Origin of the sequence: Priestia endophytica DSM 13796 (genome assembly GCF_900115845.1) — a bacterium.
Classification (GTDB): domain Bacteria; phylum Bacillota; class Bacilli; order Bacillales; family Bacillaceae_H; genus Bacillus_I; species Bacillus_I endophytica.
In genome coordinates, this window is sequence record NZ_FOXX01000012.1 from 1 (window position 1) to 22,423 (window position 22,423).

20 protein-coding genes and 1 rRNA gene are annotated in these 22,423 nt (G+C 37.0%); 12 read left to right on the forward strand and 9 right to left on the reverse strand.

The window, feature by feature from the left end; all coding sequences use genetic code 11:
• The 8 genes from BM012_RS19090 to dnaA form a co-directional block, all read right to left on the reverse strand.
• Window positions 1-221: ribosomal RNA gene (locus BM012_RS19090) — 16S ribosomal RNA — on the reverse strand; the annotation flags it as partial.
• Window positions 222-471: 250 nt separating this feature from the next.
• On the reverse strand, window positions 472-1,536 hold the full coding sequence (locus BM012_RS19095; protein ID WP_061804920.1) for an HD-GYP domain-containing protein: 1,065 nt from the start codon (window positions 1,534-1,536) through the stop codon (window positions 472-474).
• A 100-nt stretch (window positions 1,537-1,636) separates the two neighbouring features.
• Window positions 1,637-4,138, reverse strand: coding sequence for a DNA gyrase subunit A (gene gyrA / locus BM012_RS19100; protein ID WP_061804919.1), 2,502 nt, complete (start codon window positions 4,136-4,138; stop codon window positions 1,637-1,639).
• A 90-nt stretch (window positions 4,139-4,228) separates the two neighbouring features.
• On the reverse strand, window positions 4,229-6,151 hold the full coding sequence (gene gyrB, locus BM012_RS19105) for a DNA topoisomerase (ATP-hydrolyzing) subunit B (RefSeq protein ID WP_061804918.1): 1,923 nt from the start codon (window positions 6,149-6,151) through the stop codon (window positions 4,229-4,231).
• A 136-nt stretch (window positions 6,152-6,287) separates the two neighbouring features.
• Window positions 6,288-7,403 carry a DNA replication/repair protein RecF gene (gene recF, locus BM012_RS19110; protein ID WP_061804917.1) on the reverse strand — a complete coding sequence of 372 codons (1,116 nt, stop codon included), beginning with the start codon at window positions 7,401-7,403 and terminating at the stop codon, window positions 6,288-6,290.
• A gap of 14 nt (window positions 7,404-7,417) precedes the next feature.
• Window positions 7,418-7,630, reverse strand: coding sequence for a S4 domain-containing protein YaaA (gene yaaA, locus BM012_RS19115; protein ID WP_019394657.1), 213 nt, complete (start codon window positions 7,628-7,630; stop codon window positions 7,418-7,420).
• 110 nt (window positions 7,631-7,740) lie between these two features.
• Window positions 7,741-8,877, reverse strand: coding sequence for a DNA polymerase III subunit beta (dnaN, locus tag BM012_RS19120; RefSeq protein WP_061804916.1), 1,137 nt, complete (start codon window positions 8,875-8,877; stop codon window positions 7,741-7,743).
• Between the two features lie 183 nt (window positions 8,878-9,060).
• Window positions 9,061-10,410 (reverse strand): chromosomal replication initiator protein DnaA, encoded by a 1,350-nt coding sequence (dnaA, locus tag BM012_RS19125; RefSeq protein ID WP_061804915.1) that lies wholly within the window; start codon window positions 10,408-10,410, stop codon window positions 9,061-9,063.
• A gap of 595 nt (window positions 10,411-11,005) precedes the next feature.
• On the opposite strand from dnaA, the gene rpmH reads away from it, so the two are divergent.
• From rpmH to BM012_RS19170, 9 genes are all read left to right on the forward strand, one after another.
• A complete protein-coding gene (gene rpmH, locus BM012_RS19130) occupies window positions 11,006-11,140 on the forward strand; it encodes a 50S ribosomal protein L34 (protein ID WP_019394660.1) in 135 nt (44 codons plus the stop codon).
• 173 nt (window positions 11,141-11,313) lie between these two features.
• Window positions 11,314-11,652, forward strand: coding sequence for a ribonuclease P protein component (rnpA, locus tag BM012_RS19135; protein WP_019394661.1), 339 nt, complete (start codon window positions 11,314-11,316; stop codon window positions 11,650-11,652).
• Between the two features lie 43 nt (window positions 11,653-11,695).
• Window positions 11,696-12,460, forward strand: coding sequence for a YidC family membrane integrase SpoIIIJ (gene spoIIIJ, locus BM012_RS19140; RefSeq protein ID WP_061804914.1), 765 nt, complete (start codon window positions 11,696-11,698; stop codon window positions 12,458-12,460).
• Between the two features lie 238 nt (window positions 12,461-12,698).
• Entirely contained in the window at window positions 12,699-14,087 is a 1,389-nt protein-coding gene (mnmE, locus tag BM012_RS19145; protein ID WP_061804913.1) for a tRNA uridine-5-carboxymethylaminomethyl(34) synthesis GTPase MnmE, read from the forward strand.
• A gap of 17 nt (window positions 14,088-14,104) precedes the next feature.
• The gene (mnmG, locus tag BM012_RS19150) at window positions 14,105-16,003 is read left to right on the forward strand and encodes a tRNA uridine-5-carboxymethylaminomethyl(34) synthesis enzyme MnmG (protein ID WP_061804912.1); all 1,899 of its coding nucleotides are present in this window, start codon (window positions 14,105-14,107) and stop codon (window positions 16,001-16,003) included.
• A gap of 32 nt (window positions 16,004-16,035) precedes the next feature.
• On the forward strand, window positions 16,036-16,752 hold the full coding sequence (gene rsmG / locus BM012_RS19155; protein ID WP_061804911.1) for a 16S rRNA (guanine(527)-N(7))-methyltransferase RsmG: 717 nt from the start codon (window positions 16,036-16,038) through the stop codon (window positions 16,750-16,752).
• Window positions 16,753-16,860: 108 nt separating this feature from the next.
• Window positions 16,861-17,715 (forward strand): nucleoid occlusion protein, encoded by an 855-nt coding sequence (gene noc / locus BM012_RS19160; protein ID WP_061804910.1) that lies wholly within the window; start codon window positions 16,861-16,863, stop codon window positions 17,713-17,715.
• 163 nt (window positions 17,716-17,878) lie between these two features.
• Window positions 17,879-18,661 (forward strand): ParA family protein, encoded by a 783-nt coding sequence (locus BM012_RS19165; RefSeq protein WP_019394667.1) that lies wholly within the window; start codon window positions 17,879-17,881, stop codon window positions 18,659-18,661.
• Window positions 18,633-19,478, forward strand: a complete 846-nt coding sequence (locus BM012_RS19170) for a ParB/RepB/Spo0J family partition protein (RefSeq protein ID WP_061804909.1) — start codon at window positions 18,633-18,635, stop codon at window positions 19,476-19,478. Before BM012_RS19165 ends, BM012_RS19170 begins: the two co-directional genes overlap by 29 nt.
• A 34-nt stretch (window positions 19,479-19,512) precedes the next feature.
• Here the strand turns inward: BM012_RS19170 and yyaC are convergent, their stop codons facing one another.
• On the reverse strand, window positions 19,513-20,136 hold the full coding sequence (gene yyaC / locus BM012_RS19175) for a spore protease YyaC (protein WP_061804908.1): 624 nt from the start codon (window positions 20,134-20,136) through the stop codon (window positions 19,513-19,515).
• 88 nt (window positions 20,137-20,224) lie between these two features.
• Between yyaC and BM012_RS19180 the strand changes: the two genes are divergently transcribed.
• The 3 genes from BM012_RS19180 to BM012_RS19190 all read left to right on the forward strand — a co-directional run bounded on the left by BM012_RS19180 (window position 20,225) and on the right by BM012_RS19190 (window position 22,406).
• Window positions 20,225-21,244, forward strand: coding sequence for a YkvI family membrane protein (locus BM012_RS19180; protein WP_061804907.1), 1,020 nt, complete (start codon window positions 20,225-20,227; stop codon window positions 21,242-21,244).
• Between the two features lie 66 nt (window positions 21,245-21,310).
• Window positions 21,311-22,186: a mechanosensitive ion channel family protein gene (locus tag BM012_RS19185; protein WP_061804906.1), complete on the forward strand. Its 876-nt coding sequence runs from the start codon at window positions 21,311-21,313 to the stop codon at window positions 22,184-22,186.
• Window positions 22,187-22,205: 19 nt separating this feature from the next.
• On the forward strand, window positions 22,206-22,406 hold the full coding sequence (locus BM012_RS19190; protein WP_074842876.1) for a DUF951 domain-containing protein: 201 nt from the start codon (window positions 22,206-22,208) through the stop codon (window positions 22,404-22,406).
• Window positions 22,407-22,423: the final 17 nt, after the last annotated feature.

The window sequence follows — 22,423 nt, forward strand, 5'->3', positions numbered from 1 at the left end:
AAAAGCCACCTTCTAACATATCCTCATGCGAAGATATGTGTTATCCGGTATTAGCTCCGGTTTCCCGGAGTTATCCCCGTCTCAAGGGCAGGTTGCCCACGTGTTACTCACCCGTCCGCCGCTAAGTTTTGAAAAGCAAGCTTTTCAAAACTCCGCTCGACTTGCATGTATTAGGCACGCCGCCAGCGTTCGTCCTGAGCCAGGATCAAACTCTCCATAGAAAGTTTGGTTTCATCTTTCGATGTCCATAGCTTTTTGTTTCTAATAAGAAACGTTGTTTTAAAAATAAAATAGAATTAACGTTGACGTATTTTGTTCAGTTTTCAAAGAACTTGTCTTAAGCGACTTACTTAGTATAACTTATATCCACTAAGCTTGTCAACCTCTTTTTTTCAGCTCTAAATTGTCTTGAGCTGACTTTTAAAATATTATCATAGAAATACTTACATTGACAACCCCTTTTTCACTTTTTTATAAAATTTTTGCAATGTATAGGCCATTATTCTCTGACAGGTCTAGAAATGAAGCATCTTCATCAAGTCTAATAAGTGGTTTTGAAAGATCATTTTGATTGATAAACACGATCTCTCCTTTTTGATTATTATTTAGTAGAATCCTTCTTCCAATGGCTGTTGAAGAGATTTCTTTCATAAGAATTGTGAGATACTCAAAATCATATTTTCCAAAAGATTTTTTTCGCATTTCTTCTAATACAGGGAAAGGTATTTTCTTCTCTCCGTGTGCTTTATCGCTTATCATAACATGGAACGCATCCGCAACTGCTACAATTTTGCTATAAGGATGAACTTGGTTTCCGGTAAGACCAAGAGGATACCCTGAGCCATCAAGACGCTCATGATGTTGAAGGACAGCAAGTTTGCTTCCCTCTGTTAAAAGACGTAGGTGTCGAACCATTTGATAGCTTTTACTTGGATGGACTTTAATCATTCTTTTTTCGGTTTCACTTAACGTCGCATTACTTTTCAAGAAAAGATGCTCATTCATACGAGAAAACCCACAGTCCATTAAAAGTCCTGATAAAGCTACGCCAACCCATTCCTCTTGTTTAAAGTTCCTTTTCCGCCCAATAAAAGCTGCGATTAACCCTACAGCTACTGGGTGATGATAAAAATCATTTTCTTTTGATTGATATCTACAGAGATTCAAAATATGAGATGAAGTAGAGAAATCTTTAAAAAAGGGAATAAAACTCTTTCTGACATCTATCATGTCAATCATCATCCCAACTTGCCACCCCTGAAATATTTTCTTATATCTCTCTATAGCCTTCTTATATTGATCAACAAATGCATTATACTTTTCAATACTCTCATATAATTCATTTATTTCTTCTTCCTGATTAGACAATGATGCTCTTTCTTGAACTTGTATCTCATTAATGAGAAAAGCTCGCAAAACTTGTATTCTATGTTTTGTAATCTTCATTCCTTTTGGCATGATAATATGTCCATCTTGAGAACAAACATCCTCTTTCACAACAAAGCCTGCTTTTAAATCTTGAACTAAGATGTTCACTATTCTTGCCTCCTCAAACAGCATTTCTATGAATGAGTAAAATTATACTAAAAAAAGAGCGCATATAGCGCTCTTTTTTCAAGGATTTTATTTAGAAGATTTAATCTTCTTGTTCCTCTGTTTCTTCACCTTGAGGACCTTCAAGATGTTCTCCTTCTTCATCAAGATCTTCATCTTCACTTTGTACACGAGCAACAGTTGAAACATATTCATCATCACCGAGACGAATAAGTTTCACTCCTTGTGTATTTCTTCCTGTTTGAGAGATGTCCTCAACAGATACACGAATAAGAACACCATGAACAGTAATAAGCATTAAATCATCGTCAAGATTAACAGATTTTAAAGCTACAACATCACCATTTTTCTCTGTAATGTTGCACGTCTTAAGTCCTTTACCACCACGCGTTTGGATACGATAGTCTTCAACCGGCGTTCTCTTTCCATATCCATTCTTCGTGACTACAAGAATATCATCTTCATCTTCTGAGATTTCCATCCCTACTACTTCATCATCACTAGCAAGAGTGATTCCTTTTACACCAGTAGCTGTTCTTCCCATTGAACGAACATCGTTCTCATCAAAACGAATAAGCAATCCTTTCTTCGTTCCGATGACCATATGCTGTTCTCCATTTGTTAAGCGAACAGAAATCAATTCATCTTCCTCACGAAGATTAATTGCAATCAGTCCATTAGTACGAATATTCTCAAAGGATGACAGTGGCGTTCTCTTAGCAATCCCATCCTTAGTTGTGAAGAATAGATAATCTGTATCTGTGAATTCTTTCACTGGGATAATAGCATTAATCCATTCTCCTTTTTCAACTTTTAGAAGGTTAATGATTGGTAGACCTTTTGCTGTTCGACTATACTCAGGAATTTCATACCCTTTTGTTCGGTATACTTTTCCTTTATTTGTGAAGAATAAAATTGTATCATGTGTAGAAGTTGTCAAAAGCTGCTCAACAAAGTCATTTTCATTCATATTCATCCCTTGAATGCCTCGTCCACCTCGACGTTGACTTTTATATGTTGAAACAGGAAGACGTTTAATATAACCATTATGCGTCAGTGTAATAACAATGCTCTGCTCTGGAATTAAATCTTCATCTTCAATGTTTTCAATTCCACCATCTAAAATTTCCGTTCGGCGGTCATTACTAAATTTCTCTTTCACTTCTATAAGTTCTTCACGAATGATTTCAAGTACTTTTTCTTCATCTGCTAGAATTGCACGAAGTTCTGCAATTAAAGCTAATAGGGATTGATACTCAGCTTCAATCTTCTCTCTCTCTAGGCCTGTCAAACGTTGAAGACGCATATCTAGAATCGCTTGAGCTTGCTTTTCAGAAAGAGAGAAGTTCTCCATTAATCCCTCTTTAGCTATATCTGCTGTTTGAGAACTACGGATAAGCTGGATGACTTCATCAAGATGATCAAGTGCAATTTTCAGTCCCTCTAAAATATGCGCACGAGCTTCTGCTTTACGTAATTCAAACTCTGTACGGCGACGGATAATTACTACTTGGTGATCAAGATAATGCTGTAAACACTCTCTCAGACTAAGTACTTTGGGCTGACCATTAACAAGTGCAAGAGTGTTAATTCCAAAGCTTGTTTGTAAAGCCGTATGTTTATAGAGATTGTTAAGAAGTACGCTTGCATTCGCATCACGACGAACTTCAATAACAATACGCATACCGCGGCGATCTGATTCGTCACGTAAGTCTGTTATTCCATCAATCCTCTTATCACGAACTAAATCAGCAATCTTCTCAATAAGCTTTGCTTTGTTCACTTGGTAAGGAAGTTCTGTTACAATAATTGATTCTTTTCCATTGCTCTTTTGTTCGACATCAACTTTTGCTCTTAATGTAATAGATCCTTTTCCTGTTTCATAAGCTTTGCGAATTCCACTTCTTCCAATGATATGAGCTCCTGTAGGAAAATCAGGACCAGGAATAATGTCCATAAGCTCCATTGTTGTAACCTCTGGATTTTCACTAACGGCTAATACCCCGTCAATTATTTCTCCAAGATGGTGTGGTGGAATGTTTGTAGCCATACCAACAGCAATCCCTGACGAACCATTTACAAGAAGGTTAGGAAAGCGAGAAGGCAAAACAACAGGCTCTTTCTCTACTCCATCATAGTTATCTTGATAGTCGATTGTATCTTTATTAATGTCACGCAGAAGTTCCATAGAGATTTTAGACATCTTAGCTTCTGTATAACGCATAGCTGCTGCTGCGTCTCCATCAATTGATCCGAAGTTTCCGTGGCCGTCAACAAGCATATGACGATAGTTAAAATCCTGTGCCATACGCACCATTGCATCATAAACGGCTGAATCACCATGCGGATGATACTTACCGATTACTTCCCCAACAATACGCGCAGATTTCTTATATGTTTTATCAGCTGTAATTCCCAAGTCATTCATTGCATAGAGAATACGACGGTGCACAGGCTTAAGTCCGTCTCTCACGTCTGGTAAAGCCCTTGAAACGATAACGCTCATTGCATAATCAAGGAATGAAGTTCGCATTTCTTGGCTAATGTTAATTTCATGAATTCGAGAGCTTGGCGTATCTGCCATAACAGTAAACCTCCTTGTGAGACCCCATAACAAGTCTCTGTTCCATATATAAGGCAGGATAAGAACTCATCAACTTACCCTGCACTGGTGTTAAATATCTAGATTTTTCACATATTTTGCATTTTCTTCAATAAAGTTTCTTCTTGGTTCTACTTTATCCCCCATCAAGATCTCAAATGTTTCATCTGCTTCCATTGCATCTTTCAAGCTAACTTGAAGCAATGTTCTTGATTCAGGGTCCATTGTTGTTTCCCAAAGCTGCTCAGGATTCATTTCCCCTAGACCTTTGTAACGTTGAATACCAGGTTTTGAGGTTCCAGAGAAGTTTTGAAGAACTTGTTCTAAATCACGATCTGTGTAAGCATATTCAACTTTCTTATTTTGAGAAACTTTATATAACGGTGGCTGTGCAATGTATATATAGCCTTTTTCGATGATGTTTCTCATATAACGATAGAAGAATGTTAGAAGAAGCGTTCTAATGTGGGCTCCATCAACATCTGCATCAGTCATAATGACAATTTTATGATAACGAGCTTTTGAGATATCAAAGTCTTCTCCAATACCTGTACCAATCGCTGTGATAATAGCTCGAACTTCATCATTCGAAAGAATACGATCAAGACGTGCTTTCTCCACGTTAAGGATTTTACCTTTTAGCGGTAGAATAGCTTGGAAATGACGATCGCGCCCTTGTTTAGCAGATCCTCCAGCTGAGTCACCCTCAACAATATAAATCTCGCCAATTGATGGGTCTTTTGAAGAACAATCTGCAAGTTTTCCTGGTAGATGTGATACTTCCAAAGCACCTTTACGTCTTGTAATTTCCCGTGCTTTCTTTGCAGCAATACGTGCTCTTGAAGCTGTAAGTCCTTTTTCAATAATACGTTTTGCAACACTTGGATTTTCAAGCAAGAAAGTTTCAAAGCGTTCTGTAAATAGTGAATCTGTAATTGTACGTGCCTCACTATTTCCAAGCTTTGTTTTCGTTTGTCCTTCAAACTGTGGGTCAGGATGCTTAATAGAAATAATGGCTGTTAAACCTTCACGCACGTCTTCCCCTGTTAAATTAGTATCATTGTCTTTAAAGATTTGATTTTTACGGGCATAATCGTTGATTACACGTGTTAAAGCTGTCTTGAAACCAGACTCATGTGTTCCACCTTCGTACGTATTGATGTTATTGGCAAACGAATAAATATTGCTTGCAAAACCATCATTATACTGAAGCGCAACCTCGATGGAGATATTATCTTTCTCTCCTTCTACATAAATCGGTTCTTCATGAAGGACTTCACGTGAACGGTTTAAATGTTCTACATAAGACTTAATTCCGCCCTCGTAGTAATAAACATTCTCTTTCTCTTCTTCACGTTTGTCACGGATAATGATTTTGATTCCACGATTTAAAAACGCTAACTCGCGAAGACGGTTAGCAAGTGTATCATAGTCATACTCCAATGTTTCTTGGAATATGTCCGGATCTGGTTTAAAGTGAGTAATTGTTCCTGTATGGTCAGTTTTTCCGACTACTTTAATATCTTCTTGAGGAATGCCTCGTTCATATTTTTGATAATGAATTTCTCCATCACGATGAACATGTACTTCTAGGAAAGTAGAAAGTGCGTTTACAACTGAAGCCCCTACTCCATGAAGTCCACCTGATACTTTATAACCGCCACCGCCGAATTTACCTCCTGCGTGTAAAACAGTCATGATAACTTCTAAAGCAGGACGACCTGTTTTTTCGTGAACACCAACAGGAATTCCACGTCCATTATCTTGTACAGTGATACTATTATCCTTCTCAATTGTGACAATAATTTCGTCACAAAAACCTGCTAATGCCTCATCAATACTATTATCAACAACTTCCCACACAAGGTGGTGAAGACCTTTTCCACTTGTAGAGCCAATGTACATACCAGGTCTTTTCCGGACTGCTTCTAAACCTTCTAATACCTGAATTTGATCAGCTTCATATGATTGGTTTTGTACTTCTTTTTGTTCCATTGTCAACTATATCACCTACACTTTTTATTGGGCCAAATCACTTTCATCCTCTCATAAAGAGGACAATCCTTTTCCCTCCCCTGAGCTAGGTTAAATTGATCTTGAATATGACTCTTTTGTTCCCATTAACAGACTGTCAAACTTTCTCAATCTCCCCAGCTTTCACATGAAAGGTGGTTGCTTTTTGTAACGTTTCGTGATGAATCCCGTCAATATTTGTTGTTGTCACAAAGGTCTGAACTTTTCCTTGAATCGTATTGAGCAAATGTGATTGACGATAATCATCTAATTCAGATAATACATCATCAAGAAGTAGAATCGGATACTCTCCAATCTCTCCATGAATAAGCTCAATCTCAGCAAGTTTTATAGAGAGTGCTGTTGTACGCTGCTGTCCTTGAGAACCGAAAGTTTGCACATCTTTATCATTTACGTAGAAAATTAAATCATCGCGATGTGGACCTGCTAATGTGATACCTCTGTCGATTTCTCTCATCTTTATTTTATCAAACTTTTCATAGTATGCTTGTATCATTTTCGACAAATCTTGTTCAACTGATACATCAACAGAGCTTTTATATTGAATTTTTAGCGTTTCAAGCCCTCTGCTTATCCCATGATGAATAGGCTCTGCCCAATCTTGAAGAAGCTGTAGAAACTCATATCGCTTCTTTAAAACAGATGCAGCGACTTCTGAAAGCTGAGTTGTATAAACATCTAATAAAGATTGATCAGTTACTTTTCTCGTTTGGAGCTGTTTTAAATATTGATTACGTTGATGGAGAATTTTTTGATATCTGGCTAAGTCATGCATGTAAACAGGAGAAACTTGTCCGATTTCCATATCAAGAAATCGACGTCTTACTTGTGGATTTCCCTTTACAAGATTAAGGTCTTCTGGAGCAAACATCACAGTGTTCATTGCTCCAATATATTGACTGAGTCGTTTTTGCTCAAGTCCGTTGTACTTAGCCTTTTTCCCTTTCGTAGATACGATCAGTTCAAGAGATAAAGGTCCTGAATTTCGAGTAAGCTCTCCTTGTATCTTAGCAAAATCACAGTCCCACTTAATAAGTTCTTTATCCTTTGAAGTACGATGAGATTTTGCCATAGAAAGCACATAAATAGCTTCCATCACGTTTGTTTTCCCTTGTGCATTCTCGCCTAAAATGACGTTCACTTTGTTCTCAAACGAAATAGTAGCTTTCTCATAGTTACGATAATTTTTCAGCTGTAGTTCATTGATATGCAAGATTTCACCAACTTTTATGAAACAACAAATTGACCAACTGTCGGAATGTCCACTTGATCACCCGTTCTTAATTTTCGTCCACGGCGATCTTCGCTTTCTCCGTTTACAAAAACCTCATGTTCACTAAGGAACCATTTAGCCATTCCACCAGACTGAATTACGTCTGCAAGCTTCAAAAACTGCCCTAAAGTAATGAAGTCTGTTGAAATTTGCACTTCTTGAGCCATCAATATCTCCTACTTTCCAAAATGATCTATCTTTTTTATTTTACTAAAAAATTTAAAAAGAGAAAAGAAAGCTACTAGTCCTCTTCTAGTAGCTTTGTTCTCTTTATGAATTAATATGTTCGTACTGGTAAAATTAATTGTAACATAGAATCGTCATCTAATGTGCGAATAACAAATGGACGCATAGCCCCTGTGAAGTTTATTTTAATTTCACTACCCTCTAAAGCCTTAAGCGCATCAAGCATATATTTAGCACTGAAAGAGATTTTCAGGTCTTCCCCATCTACTGATTTACTTTGCACTTCTTCACTTACTTTTCCGATTTCAGGAGAGTTTGAAGAAATCTCAATAATTCCCTCTGGCATTGTAGAAAGTTTAACAACATTGTTTCGTCCTTCACGGGCTAACAATGATGCTCGGTCGATAGATTGAAGAAACTCTTTTACATTCAATACAACATCTGTTTTGCTGTCATCTGGAATAAGACGAGATGTATCAGGATAATTGCCGTCTAATAAACGAGAGAAGAACAGCAGATGTTTTGTTTTGAATAAGACTTGATTCTCTGTAATGACGATATCAACAAGCTCACTTGAATCATCAAGAATCTTGCTGAATTCGTTCAAGCTCTTTCCTGGAATTACAATGCTATATTTTTCTTGATTTGTTGTTTCAATTTTAGCTTTTCTTAAAGCTAAGCGGTGGCTATCTGTTGCAATACATGTCAATTCACCAGTTTCAAGTTTCCAGTTTACACCTGTCAAGATGGGGCGTGTTTCTGACGTGGACACTGCAAACACTGTTTGTCGAATCATGTTTTTAATTAAGTCTGTAGGTACACTAAACATGTTTTCTTCTTCAATTTGTGGAAGTTGTGGATATTCTTCTGCATCTAAGCCATTTAAATTAAATTCTGCTTTTCCAGAACGGATAACTGTGGAAAAGTTATTTTGAACTTCAATTTCTACTGTTTCTTTTGGCAGCTTCTTAACAATCTCGCTAAAGAAACGAGCTGGTAGAACAATACTGCCTTCTTTTTCAACCTCTACAATATGTTTGTCTTCATCTTCTTTTGGAATGAAAGATTCAATTGAAACATCTGAATCGCTTCCTGTCAATGTTACTCCTTCATCAGAAACAACAATCTTGATCCCTGTAAGAATTGGAATTGTCGTACGAGAAGAGATAGCTTTCATCACATCTTGAACACTTTGAACTAGATAATCTTTTTGAATTGAGAATTTCATTTTCTATTGTTCCTCCTTTTTTTATCTGGAGAGTTCTTTTATTTATTATTTTTTAATAAAAAATAGCAGTAGTAATAGTAGGGGCTGTGAAAATGTGGATAACTCTCAGAAACCCAGAAAATAAAGTCTATCCACATGTGGACAGACTGTGTGTAAATGAGTCTAAGTTATTCACATAATTCACTATGACCTTTGTAGCATATCTTGAATTTCTTTAACTTGCTTTTGAAGTTGAGCATCAGAATCAAGTAATTTTGAAATCTTTTCATGTGCATGGATGACTGTTGTATGATCTCGCCCTCCGAATTCTTCTCCAATTTTCGGTAGAGAGAAATCAGTTAACTCGCGAGATAAATACATAGCAATTTGACGCGGAAAAGCAACTGATTTTGTACGCTTCTTCGCTTTAAAATCTTCTAACTTTACATTGTAATGTTGCCCAACAACACGCTGGATATCATGAATGGTAATAACACGTGGTTTTGAGCTTGGGATGATATCTTTTAGGGCTTCAGCTGCTAAGTCAGCATTGATGTCCTTGTTAATAAGAGATGAATATGCAACAACTCTTATGAGTGCGCCCTCTAATTCACGAATATTCGAGTCAATTTGGTTTGCGATATAGAGCATAACCTCATTTGGAATATCCAATCCGTCTGCTTTTGCTTTCTTGCGCAGAATGGCGATCCTTGTTTCCAAATCTGGAGGGGTAATATCAGTAATTAATCCCCATTCAAAACGTGAACGAAGACGATCTTCTAGTGTTGGAATCTCTTTTGGTGGTCGATCACTTGAAATAACGATTTGTTTGCTTTCTTCATGCAATGTATTAAAAGTATGGAAGAATTCTTCTTGAGTTTGTTCTTTCCCCGCTAGAAATTGAATATCATCTATAAGCAATACATCAACACTGCGATATTTATTACGAAATTCAACGGCTTTATTATCTCGGATTGAATTAATGAACTCATTTGTAAACTTTTCAGAAGATAAGTATACAACTTTTGCTGATGGGTTATGCTCTAATACATAATGACCAATAGCATGCATGAGGTGAGTTTTGCCAAGTCCTACTCCCCCATAAATAAAAAGCGGATTATAGGCCTTTGCTGGGGCCTCGGCAACTGCTAGTGATGCAGCGTGGGCAAAACGGTTTCCAGACCCAATAACAAAGGTTTCAAATGTATATTTGGAATTAAGCATGCTTGGAGAAAACTCTGCTACATCATCTACTTTTTTCTTTTTTTCTTTAGGCTGGACAACGTCAAGCTCATTTGAAGATTGGTGTTGAGGGATAATAAATTTAATTTCAAGCTCTTCCCCAGTAAGTGAGTACAGCGTTTCTGAAATTAAGTTTCCATAATGAGCCTCAAGCCAATCACGGGCAAAATCATTTGGTGCTGTAATTGTTAGTGAACTTCCTTGAAGTGAATGTGCTTTTGTAGATTTTAGCCAAGTTTCAAAGCTAGGCTTGCTCAATTTTTTTTGAATTTCTACTAGTGCCTTATCCCATAAATCATGAATATTTTCCAACAATACCCCTCCTTTTTTGAAAACTAAAGGGTTGTACAACTATTGTACAACTTAGATTTTTAAACAAATTGATGATATAAATCAAAATACATATTTATGCAAACAACCAATTGTGAATAAGTATATAATATAGAAGAAACTAGAGTGTTCGACAAAATTAACAGCCTGTGGACAAGTTTATATACACCCTGTGGTAAAAATGTCCACACTTTATCCACAATTTGTGGATAAAGTTAGAAATAATGATGATCTGTTAAAGTGAAAACAAAAATATCATATCAAAGAAAAACAATAGTTGCAATGAATTTCAGAAACTTATCCACAATGACTACAGGTTGTGGAGTAAACTTTTCCACAGTACTAGATTATGTGTAATATATGTCGATAAATGGTGAATGGTCGACAAAAAGAGGAGTAACTTTATCCACAGAGCAAAAAAGACCTATAAATGCATAAAGAAAATTAGCCTTTTTTATTGCTCTTGGTTTATTATGGTTTTAATCATTTCATGATTTGAAGTTGACAGAATCGAGGGGTATTCTCTATAATTAGTAAGACTGTCTTTTTAAGATATTCCTCAGGGAGGTGTAATATAATGAAAAGAACGTTTCAACCCAATAAACGTAAGCGTAGTAAAGTTCATGGTTTCCGTAACCGTATGAGCTCTAAAAACGGACGTCACATTTTAGCTCGTCGTCGTCGTAAAGGAAGAAAAGTATTATCTGCTTAGACCACTGAACTGTCAGTGGTCTTTTTTTTTCTTATTTTGATTACAAATTTTCTCGGTTAAACGAGTAAGTATTTTATAATTTTGAAATGAAAAGATGCTTTTAAAAAATATATGTAAGAGGCTTCTTAAAGTTGGCTATACTGTTGAATGAAGAAGTCCAGGAGCTGTTAGAGATGGAGAAACGTTATCGTGTAAAACGAAATGAAGATTTTCAGAAGATATTTAAGAGAGGAAAGTCAACGGCAAATCGACAATTTGTTGTTTATACGCTCGATAAGCGTGATCAACAAAATTTTCGCGTAGGACTTTCTGTCGGTAAGAAGTTAGGGAATGCTGTAACACGAAATCGAATTAAGCGTTTAATTCGTGAGGCGCTGCAAGAAGTAAAAGATCAGCTGCCACAAGACAAGGATTATATTATTATTGCCCGCTTTCCAACCGCTGAGATGTCACACAGCGAAATTCAAAAAAGTCTTTTCCATGTTTTAAAACGAGCAAAGCTTATTCAATAGATTTACATCAAAGAGTTGGGCGGGGAGAGAAGGAGGGAAAACGGTGAGAAGTAGAGTTCTCGCTTTATGCCTTGTTGCTCTCTTTTTTCTAAGCGGCTGTACTGAGGTTCAGGAGCCTATTACAAGAGAGAGTGAAGGACTGTGGAACGAGTATGTTGTTTACCCCATTTCACAAACGATCATCTACCTTGCTCAACTCTTTGGGAATAACTTTGGCATAGCAATTATTATCGTTACTGTTATGATTAGGGTTCTTATTTTCCCATTGATGGTGAAACAGATAAGAAATACAAAAGCAATGGGAGCTCTTCAGCCTGAGATTGAGAAGTTGAAAGAGCAGTATCCAGATAAAGATGCTCATTCACAGCAACAACTCCAAGAAAAGATGATGGAACTTTTTAGCCATTATAATGTGAATCCACTATCTGGTTGTTTACCAATTTTAATTCAAATGCCTATTCTCATTGCTTTTTTTCATGCTATTACGAGAACAAAGGAAATTTCCGAAAATAATTTTCTTTGGATGAACTTAGGTAGCCCTGATCCATACTATTTTCTGCCTATCATTGCAGGCATTACTACTTATATGGGCCAAAAACTGATTATGGCAGGAGCTGAGAATGATAATCCACAGATGGCTATGATGCTTTGGGTTATGCCTGTTATGATTGTTATTTTTGCTTTGAATTTTCCTGCTGCTCTTTCTCTTTATTGGAGTATTGGCAACATTTTTATGATTGCTCAAAGCTTCTTTGTTAAAGATCATATTGAAAAGAGAACAGCAACTCTTCTAAAAACAACAGAATAATCAAAAAAAGCTTGAGGGAGTCCTCAAGCTTCTTTTTTTAAAAAAGATATTGTGAAAGAATTGTTATCCACATGTTAATAATGTAGAATAGAAATGTTTTTTACAAAACAATGTGTATAACTTTCAACAAAAGACAATTTTGTCTATTATAGATTTATGTTACTCTAATATATTAGAGCTTTATTTTACACAAAATCATTGTTTTTTATAGATAGAATATCGAAAAGAGGTGAAAAATATGCTTGAACTTGATACAATTGCAGCCATTTCAACTCCAATGGGAGAAGGAGCTATTGCTATTGTAAGATTGAGCGGCCAAGAGGCAATTTCTATTGGGGATAAAGTTTTTCAAAGTCCAAATGGTAAACGTCTAAGTAATGTTCCATCACATACGATTAACTATGGCCATATTAAAGATCCAGCTACAGATGAAATTGTTGAAGAAGTAATGGTGTCTGTTATGAAAGGACCTAAAACCTTTACAAGAGAAGATCTTATCGAAATCAACTGCCACGGTGGTATTGTTTCCGTAAATCGAGTGCTGCAACTCGTTCTCTCACAAGGAGCTCGTTTAGCAGAGCCTGGTGAGTTTACGAAACGTGCTTTCCTAAATGGTCGTATTGACCTTTCTCAAGCAGAAGGCGTTATGGATTTAATTCGTGCTAAAACAGATCGTGCCATGAATGTGGCGTTAGGTCAAGTTGAAGGGCGACTTTCGAAGCTTGTTCGTCATCTTCGTCAAGAAATCCTTGAAACACTTGCACATGTTGAAGTGAACATTGATTATCCTGAGTACGATGATGTAGAAGAAATGACCCATAATGTGTTAATTGAGAAAGCAACAGGTGTGAAAAGTGAGATCGAAAAACTGTTGAGAACTTCTCAACAAGGGAAAATTTTGCGCGAAGGTCTTGGGACTGTTATTGTAGGACGTCCAAACGTCGGTAAATCATCCCTTTTAAATAGCCTTGTACATGATACAAAAGCTATTGTAACAGATGTACCAGGAACAACTCGAGATGTAATTGAAGAGTATGTAAATGTAAGAGGAGTACCGCTTCGCCTTGTCGATACAGCAGGAATTCGCGAAACAGAAGACATCGTTGAGCGAATTGGTGTAGAACGTTCTCGTGAGTATTTAAAAAAAGCAGATTTAATTTTGCTTGTCCTTAACTACCATGATGACCTTACACAAGAAGATGAGCATCTTTTTGAAGCTGTGAGCGGTATGGACTATATTGTTATTATTAATAAAACAGATCTAGAACAAAAAATTGATTTAGAACGTGTGAAAACTCTTGCAGATGGAAAACCAGTCATTTCAACTTCTCTTCTTCAAGAGCAAGGGATTGATGAGCTAGAAGAAGCTATCTCTTCTCTTTTCTTTGAAAGCGGAGTTGAAGGACAGGATTTAACATATGTATCAAATACGCGTCACGTAGCGCTTTTAAATCAGGCGAAAAATTCGATTGATGAAGCAATTATGGGAATTGAGAGCGGTGTTCCAATTGACATTGTCCAAATTGATTTAACACGTACGTGGGAGCTTTTAGGTGAAATTATCGGAGATGCTGTTCACGAAAGTTTAATTGACCAGCTGTTCTCTCAATTTTGTTTAGGAAAATAAGGAGGAATACGCAAGATATGCAACAATATGAAGCAGGAAATTATGATGTTGTTGTCATTGGGGCAGGTCATGCTGGCTGTGAAGCTGGATTAGCTTCTGCTCGCCTTGGGGCTAAAACACTTGTACTCACTCTGAACTTAGATATGGTTGCTTTCATGCCTTGTAACCCATCTGTAGGCGGTCCTGCTAAAGGAATCGTTGTTCGCGAGATTGATGCGCTTGGTGGAGAGATGGGCCGCAACATTGATAAAACATATATTCAAATGCGTATGCTGAACACAGGCAAAGGTCCTGCTGTTCGAGCGCTACGTGCACAAGCTGATAAATTCTCTTATCAACATGAAATGAAAAAAACATTAGAAGAAGAACCAAACCTTACGCTTATGCAAGGAATGGTTGAAAAACTTCTTGTGGAAGATGGAGAATGTAAAGGTGTTATTACAAACACTGGAGCCATCTACAGATCGAAGACGGTTGTCATTACAACAGGAACATTCTTGCGTGGGAAAATTATTCTTGGACAGCTTCAATACTCCAGTGGGCCAAATAATCAGCAGCCTTCTATTCATTTGTCTGAGCATTTAGAGGAACTTGGATTTGATCTTGTTCGTTTTAAAACAGGAACACCACCTCGCGTAAAGAGTCAGTCCATTGATTACAGCAAAACAGAGATTCAGCCTGGTGATGAATCACCACGAGCTTTCTCTTACGAAACAACGCAATATATTACAGATCAGCTTCCATGCTGGTTAACATATACAAGTGAGCGTACACACCAAATTATTGATGAAAACCTACATCTTTCACCAATGTATTCTGGCATGATTAAAGGAACAGGACCTCGTTACTGTCCATCAATTGAAGATAAAGTGGTTCGTTTTAATGATAAACCTCGTCATCAAATTTTCCTTGAGCCAGAAGGTCGTAACACACAAGAAGTATATGTTCAAGGGTTATCCACAAGTCTACCTGAACATGTTCAACGCGAAATGTTATCAACAATCCCAGGTCTTGAAAATGTGGAAATGATGCGTCCAGGTTATGCTATCGAATACGATGCAATTGTACCAACACAACTTTGGCCAACACTTGAAACAAAACGTGTGAAAAACCTTTATACAGCAGGTCAGATTAATGGAACATCTGGATATGAAGAAGCTGCAGGACAAGGAATTATGGCAGGGATTAATGCAGGTCTTCGTGCATTAGAGCGAGAGGAGTTAATTCTTAGTCGTTCAGATGCGTACATCGGTGTTTTAATCGATGACCTTGTTACAAAAGGAACAAATGAACCTTATCGTTTGTTAACATCTCGTGCTGAGTATCGCCTTCTTCTTCGTCATGATAATGCAGACCTTCGTCTAACAGATATTGGTCATAAACTTGGATTGATCTCTGAAGAACGCTATGAGAAATTTAATACTAAAAAAGCAGAGATTGAAGAAGAAAAGAAACGTTTATATAACACAATTATTAAAGCAACGGACGAAGTTCAAGAAGTGATTCGAGAAGCAGGGGGAACAGAGCTAAAAGATGCTGTTCGTGCTTCAGACTTATTAAAGCGTCCTGAAATGACATATAGTGCGGTTAAAAAACTTGTTCCAGCTGATAAGGAACTTGATTTTGATGTTGAAGAACAAGTTGAAATTCAGACAAAATACGAAGGCTACATTCAAAAGTCATTGCAACAAGTAGAACGTCTGAAAAAACTTGAGAATAAAAAAATTCCAGATGGCATTGATTATGAGGCAATTACAGGCTTAGCAACAGAAGCTCGTCAAAAACTAAAACAAGTTCGCCCACTTACGGTTGCTCAAGCTTCTCGTATTTCAGGGGTTAACCCAGCAGACATTTCAATTTTACTTGTTTATATTGAACAAGGACGTATTGCAAAAGTCTCAAATGAATCTAATTAAATTTATAAATTAAGTTGAAAGGAATTTACCTAATGAATTCTACCCAATTTCAACAGTTGCTGGAGGCGAAAGGGATTTCTCTTTCGTCTCATCAACTTCATCAGTTTGAACAATACTTCCACATTCTTGTTGAATGGAATGAAAAAATGAATTTAACAGGCATTACAGAGAAAGAAGCCGTATATGAGAAACATTTTTTTGATTCTATTTCAGCCTCTTTTTTTGTTGATTTTAAATCTCTACATACACTTTGCGATGTAGGCGCAGGAGCAGGTTTTCCAAGTATTCCTCTTAAAATTTGTTTCCCTCATCTTCATGTTAGCATTGTTGATTCCTTAAAAAAGCGAATTGGTTTTTTAGATCATCTTGTTTCTCAGTTAGGGTTGGACAATGTATCTCTTTATCACGATAGAGCTGAGATTTTTGGGAAAAAAGAGCAGTTTCGTGAGAAATTTGACGCTGTAACAGCAAGAGCTGTCGCGCGTATTTCAGTTTTGAACGAATTTTGTCTTCCACTTGTTAAGAAAAATGGCACATTTATTGCAATGAAAGGTGCTAGTGCTCAAGAAGAGCTCCAAAATGGTGAAAAATCACTTGAAGTTCTAGGTGGTAAACTTCGTGAAATCCATCATTTCACACTTCCGTTTGAAGAAAGTGAACGCTACATTGTGACAATTGATAAAGTAAAAGCTACACCTAAAAAATATCCACGCAAGCCAGGCGTTCCAATCAAAACACCAATTGAATAATGTTTCATATGAAACGTATTGAAAAATTTTAAGCTACGAATCAAGAAGGAAATTTAGACCGTATATCGAATTATGTAAGAGGGATTTTCCTTAAGGTGGTGTTGGACAATGAAATCTGCTTTTTCTCGCTTTTTTAATTTGAAAGACAAGCCAGAAGAGCATGAGATTGATATTGAGGAAAAGGAAATACGTGATGAAGTTAAGGAGTTGCCTGTTAGTCAAATTAGCCCAAACCGTTATCAGCCACGTACTATTTTCCAGGAAAATAAGATAGAAGAGCTTGCTCAAACAATCCGCACTCACGGTATTATCCAGCCGATTATTGTTCGGAAAATGACAGAGGGGCACTTCGAGATTATTGCCGGGGAAAGAAGATGGAGAGCTGTGCAATCTCTAGGATGGTTGACCATTCCAGCTATTGTAAAGCAGTTCAATGATACAGAAACAGCTTCTGTTGCCCTTATTGAGAACCTTCAGCGTGAGGAACTTACTCCAATTGAAGAAGCGGTAGCATATGCAAAGTTGATAGAGCTTCACAATTTGACACAAGAAGCATTAGCTCAAAGGTTAGGTAAAGGTCAATCCACAATTGCTAACAAGCTTAGACTTCTAAAACTTCCTGAAGAGGTTCAGGATAGCATCCGCCAAAAGCTAATTACAGAACGTCATGCAAGAGCTTTAATTTCCTTGAAAATTCCGCAGAAGCAAGTTGAACTACTGCATGAGATCATTGAGAAGAACCTAAATGTGAAGCAAACAGAAGATCGAATTGTGCAGTTATTAGACGGAACAAAACGAAAAGCAAAACCAAAGCGAAAAGCTTTTAGCAAAGATACTCGAATTGCGATGAACACAATTCGTCAATCACTAACAATGGTACAAGATAGCGGCATTACGTTAAATTCTGAAGAAGAAGAGTTTGATGACTATTATCAATTTACAATTCGAATTCCGAAAAAATAGAAAGTAGTCGTTTCTTATAGACTTGATGCATAGCAAACGTTGTCCTCATCGTCCCTAGTTTTGATGAGGTTTTTCCCTTTCCGAAAGAGATTTTAGAAAATTCGTGATAAACTATCAATAAGAGTTTCATTATTCCAATGTTAAATAAAGGGTAGGTGACAGCATGGGGAAAATCATCGCGGTTGCTAACCAAAAGGGTGGAGTTGGTAAAACAACTACGGCTGTTAATCTTGGGGCATGTCTTGCGGCCCAAAACCATCAAGTTTTACTCGTAGACAGTGATCCGCAGGGAAATGCTACAAGTGGGGTTGGTATTGAAAAAGGAGATGTAGAACAGTGCATTTATGATGTACTTACAGAAGATGTTGAACCAAGACAAGTGGTTTATCCAACAGGTGTAGAAAATCTTCACATCTTGCCTGCTACAATTCAGTTAGCAGGTGCAGAAATTGAGCTTGTTTCAACTATTTCTAGGGAAGTTCGTCTAAAACGAGCACTTGATACAGTAAAAGAACACTATGATTATATTGTGATTGACTGTCCGCCTTCTTTAGGGTTGTTAACAATAAATGCATTAACAGCCGCGGATTCTGTTTTGATTCCTGTCCAATGTGAGTACTATGCTTTAGAAGGTCTTAGTCAGTTATTGAACACAGTGCGCCTTGTACAAAAACACCTGAATAAAGCTCTTAAAATTGAAGGTGTTCTACTTACAATGCTTGATGCGCGTACAAATTTAGGGCTGCAAGTTACAGAGGAAGTTAAAAAGTACTTTAGAGATAAAGTGTATCAAACGATTATTCCGAGAAATGTTCGCTTAAGCGAAGCGCCTAGTCATGGTGCACCTATTATTTTATATGACCATAAATCTCGCGGAGCAGAAGTTTATATGGAGCTTGCAAAGGAAGTGATTTACAATGGGAAAAGGATTGGGGAAAGGAATTAACGCTCTTTTTTCTACTTATGACGAAAAAACGGATGAAACAGTACAAGAGATTCCGTTACGTGAACTTCGACCAAATCCATATCAGCCTCGGAAAATCTTTCATGAAGAAGCGATTCAGGAATTAAAAGAATCAATTGAACAGCATGGTATTCTTCAGCCGATTGTAGCACGGAAAAGTATTAAAGGATATGAGATTGTAGTTGGGGAGAGAAGATACAGGGCAGCAACAGAAGCAGGACTTGAAGTTGTTCCTGTTATTGTTCGGGAGTTAACAGAGAAGCAAATGATGGAGCTTGCTCTCTTAGAAAATCTTCAACGTGAAGATTTAACTCCAATTGAAGAAGGTATTGCTTACCAAACTTTAATCAATCAGCTTGAAATGACCCAAGAACAGCTTGCTTCTCGTTTAGGTAAGAGCAGACCGCATATTTCTAACCATTTAAGACTATTAAATTTGCCTCAAGAAGTACAAGGGTATTTAACAGAAGGAAAGCTTTCTATGGGACATGGACGTGCTTTATTGGGAGTAAAGGACAAGTCCCTTCTCGTAAAGTTAGCTCAAAAAGTGGTAGAAGAGAAGTGGAACGTTCGCTATCTTGAACAATATATTACAAAATTAAATAAAGAAGAAAGTCAGAAGGAAGATACACAGAAGCCAAAGAAAGATCTTTTCTTAAAAGAAAGTGAAACTCGCTTGAGAGAGCGATTTGGAACATCTGTTCATATTACACAACATAAGAAAAAAGGGAAAATTGAGATTGAGTTTTTCTCACCTGATGATTTAAACCGTCTTTTAGACTTGCTTCAAATGAAATAAAGAACCGCTACACATGTTGATGTGTAGCGGTTCTTTACGTTTCCTTCAATGTTGGGGGAACTTTGAGTAATGTTGGTTTGCGAATACGTTGCATTTCTTTTCCTGCAAGTGTTATCCCTTCTGTAATCATATCAGCCATGCTCATTACAAGGTGAAGCCTTGTATTCTGAAGAACAAAGAACTCCATCAAACCACTTACGTTTACAATTCCTGCAATATGAATGTCCCCAACAGGTGAGAGGTTTTTATTCACTCCTGCTCCTGGTTTGACAGGACCAATCCCTAAAGTTACAGTTCCAATATTTTTACTTCTCCCTAGGCAAGCATCAATTCCAATAATAAAAGGTTTCACGTGAAGCTTTTGAATATGTTCTAGCATTTCATCAAGGTTAAGGGCATGAATAGGCTTGGCTAATGTGCCATATACATGAAAAGGGGAGAAAGGTTGTTCTTGAAGTTTAGTACCGATTAATGGACCCAATGAGTCGCCTGTAGAACGATCTGTTCCAATACAAACAAAGACAATTGAACGGTGAGGTGAAAGTGGAGCAAGCTCTGTGAGTAACCGTTCAGCAAGTTTCTCACTTGCTAAGCTTTCATCATGAGCAACACGGAATAGAGATTTTGATTTATCAAATAAAGAATGCTTTAGATTCATAGGGTCCACTCCTTACACATAGTAGTAACAGTATACGAATAAAACAAGCTTTCTATACGTATGAAGGGAAAGAAATGGGGGAAAGGGAATGTGGAAATCAGGTTTTCAGTGGATTTTCTTAATTATGGGGACAATCATTGGTGCTGGCTATGCCTCTGGCCGAGAGCTATGGCAGTTCTTTGGAAAGGAAAGCGGGCTAGCTATAGTTTTATTCACTATTATCTTTTCTCTTTGCTGCTATACAATTATGAAAGTGAGTTATGAACAAAAAACAGAACATTTTATGCCGTTATTAGAGAAACTAGTTGGTGCTAGGTGGGCCTCTATTTATGATATTTTAATCATGCTCTATCTTTTTACGACAACGGTCGTTATGCTCGCAGGTGGAAGTACATCTCTAGAGGCATTTGGTTTTTCCTATTGGGGAGGCATGATTTTATTTTGTGTATGTATTGTTATTATCTTTTTTAAAGGTGTACAAGGTATGATTACGATAAATACGCTTTTAACTCCTCTTTTAATTTTAGGTTTATTGGCAACACTGCTTATTTTTATTGGGCATGACCAAGGAGTAATGCCTCTCTTTGAAAAACTTCAGCGGAATTGGCCCTCTGCTTTTACTTTTACATCTTTAAATGTGCTTTCCCTTGTAGCTGTGCTAGCAGCTGTTGGAAAAAAGATTAAAAGTATAGAAGAAATTAAAATTGCAAGCATTGGGAGCGGCCTTATCATTGGATTTCTTTCTTTCATTTATAACCGTGCTTTATTGTTTGTGGAAAGTGAAATGAGTCATTACGAAATTCCACTTTTTGCAATTATGAAAAGTTTTCCTTATTTAATGTCATTCATAATGACCATTCTATTAATATCGGCTATATATACAACAGCTGTTTCTAGCATTCTTGGGTTTTTAGCTCGAATTAAAGAAGCCGTCGGATTACCTCTTCCTATCCTTGCTGTGTTATTATTACTTATCATGGTTCCGTTTACAATGGTAGGGTTCTCAACGTTAATTGCTGTTCTTTACCCTATTTATGGGATTCTGAACCTTTATTTACTAGCAGGAATTTTAGCATATCCCATCATAAATCGGTACAAATCTGAATGAAAAGTTGCTAAAATATAAAGGAAGTTTTCTATCTTTCGGAACGAATAAGGGAAGGAAGAATAAAAAGTGAATGCAACGGAGAAAGCAATAGATAAATTTATCGCTTATTTATCCAATGAAGATCTATGGATCTTAATTGGGGAAAAATGTTTAAAAATTATTTTAATTCTCGTTCTGTCTCTTCTTTTTATTAGAGTAGGAAAAGCTCTATTAAACAAATCTTTTGAAGTCAGGATGAAGAGTCCACTGCGAATTTCGGAAAGACGTGAAGCTACCATTAGTCGTCTGCTCCAAAATACGCTAACTTATTTTACGTACTTTGTTGCAATTGTTATGATTCTAGAGACGCTTTCCTTAGAAGTCCGAGCTCTTCTTGCAGGAGCAGGAGTTGTTGGACTTGCTATTGGATTTGGAGCCCAAAACTTAGTACGTGATATTATTACAGGTTTCTTTATTATCTTTGAGGATCAGTTCTCAGTTGGAGACTATGTACGAATTACAAACTTTGAAGGAACTGTTGAAGAAATTGGAATTCGGACAACAAAAATTAAAAGCTGGACAGGAGAGCTTCACATTTTTCCAAATGGAAACATTACAGATGTGACAAACTTTTCTATCCATAATAGCATGGCTGTAGTTGATGTGAATATTTCATATAAAGAAGATATCGAAAAAGCAGAGAAAGTGATTCTAGAACTTTTACCACAGCTTCCTGCTCGTTACGAAGATATGGTAAAAGAACCTGAACTTTTAGGAGTTCAAAGTTTGGGACCAACAGAAGTAATGATTAGGGTTGCTTGTGAAGTGAAACCAATGAAACATGTTCCAATTGCTAGAAAAATGCGCAAAGACATTAAAGGTGTTCTAGATGCGAATGGCATTCAAGTTCCATTTGCTCAAATGATGATGTACAATCCATCAAATAGCACAAAGCCCCTTTAAAAAATAGAAAGAGGAGCGAATAGTAGTGGATAAAGAATTTGGTCTCTATGATATTGTCGAAATGAAAAAACCACATCCTTGTGGTGAAAATCGCTGGAAAATTATCCGCATGGGGATGGATATCCGAATTAAATGTGAAGGATGTTCACATAGTGTCATGATTCCGAGAAGAGAATTCTCTCGAAAGTTGAAAAAGATCCTTGTGAAACACGAGGAATAATTTTACCTCATCGCCTT

Excerpts from the sequence above, each read along its gene's own strand:
- gyrA (WP_061804919.1), bottom strand. The coding sequence starts at position 4,138 with ATGGCAGATACGCCAAGCTCTCGAATTCATGAAATTAACATTAGCCAA.
- gyrB (WP_061804918.1), bottom strand. The coding sequence starts at position 6,151 with ATGGAACAAAAAGAAGTACAAAACCAATCATATGAAGCTGATCAAATT.
- yaaA (WP_019394657.1), bottom strand. The coding sequence starts at position 7,630 with ATGGCTCAAGAAGTGCAAATTTCAACAGACTTCATTACTTTAGGGCAG.
- dnaN (WP_061804916.1), bottom strand. The coding sequence starts at position 8,877 with ATGAAATTCTCAATTCAAAAAGATTATCTAGTTCAAAGTGTTCAAGAT.
- rpmH (WP_019394660.1), top strand. The coding sequence starts at position 11,006 with ATGAAAAGAACGTTTCAACCCAATAAACGTAAGCGTAGTAAAGTTCAT.
- rnpA (WP_019394661.1), top strand. The coding sequence starts at position 11,314 with ATGGAGAAACGTTATCGTGTAAAACGAAATGAAGATTTTCAGAAGATA.
- mnmE (WP_061804913.1), top strand. The coding sequence starts at position 12,699 with ATGCTTGAACTTGATACAATTGCAGCCATTTCAACTCCAATGGGAGAA.
- mnmG (WP_061804912.1), top strand. The coding sequence starts at position 14,105 with ATGCAACAATATGAAGCAGGAAATTATGATGTTGTTGTCATTGGGGCA.
- rsmG (WP_061804911.1), top strand. The coding sequence starts at position 16,036 with ATGAATTCTACCCAATTTCAACAGTTGCTGGAGGCGAAAGGGATTTCT.
- noc (WP_061804910.1), top strand. The coding sequence starts at position 16,861 with ATGAAATCTGCTTTTTCTCGCTTTTTTAATTTGAAAGACAAGCCAGAA.
- BM012_RS19165 (WP_019394667.1), top strand. The coding sequence starts at position 17,879 with ATGGGGAAAATCATCGCGGTTGCTAACCAAAAGGGTGGAGTTGGTAAA.
- BM012_RS19170 (WP_061804909.1), top strand. The coding sequence starts at position 18,633 with ATGGGAAAAGGATTGGGGAAAGGAATTAACGCTCTTTTTTCTACTTAT.
- yyaC (WP_061804908.1), bottom strand. The coding sequence starts at position 20,136 with ATGAATCTAAAGCATTCTTTATTTGATAAATCAAAATCTCTATTCCGT.
- BM012_RS19180 (WP_061804907.1), top strand. The coding sequence starts at position 20,225 with ATGTGGAAATCAGGTTTTCAGTGGATTTTCTTAATTATGGGGACAATC.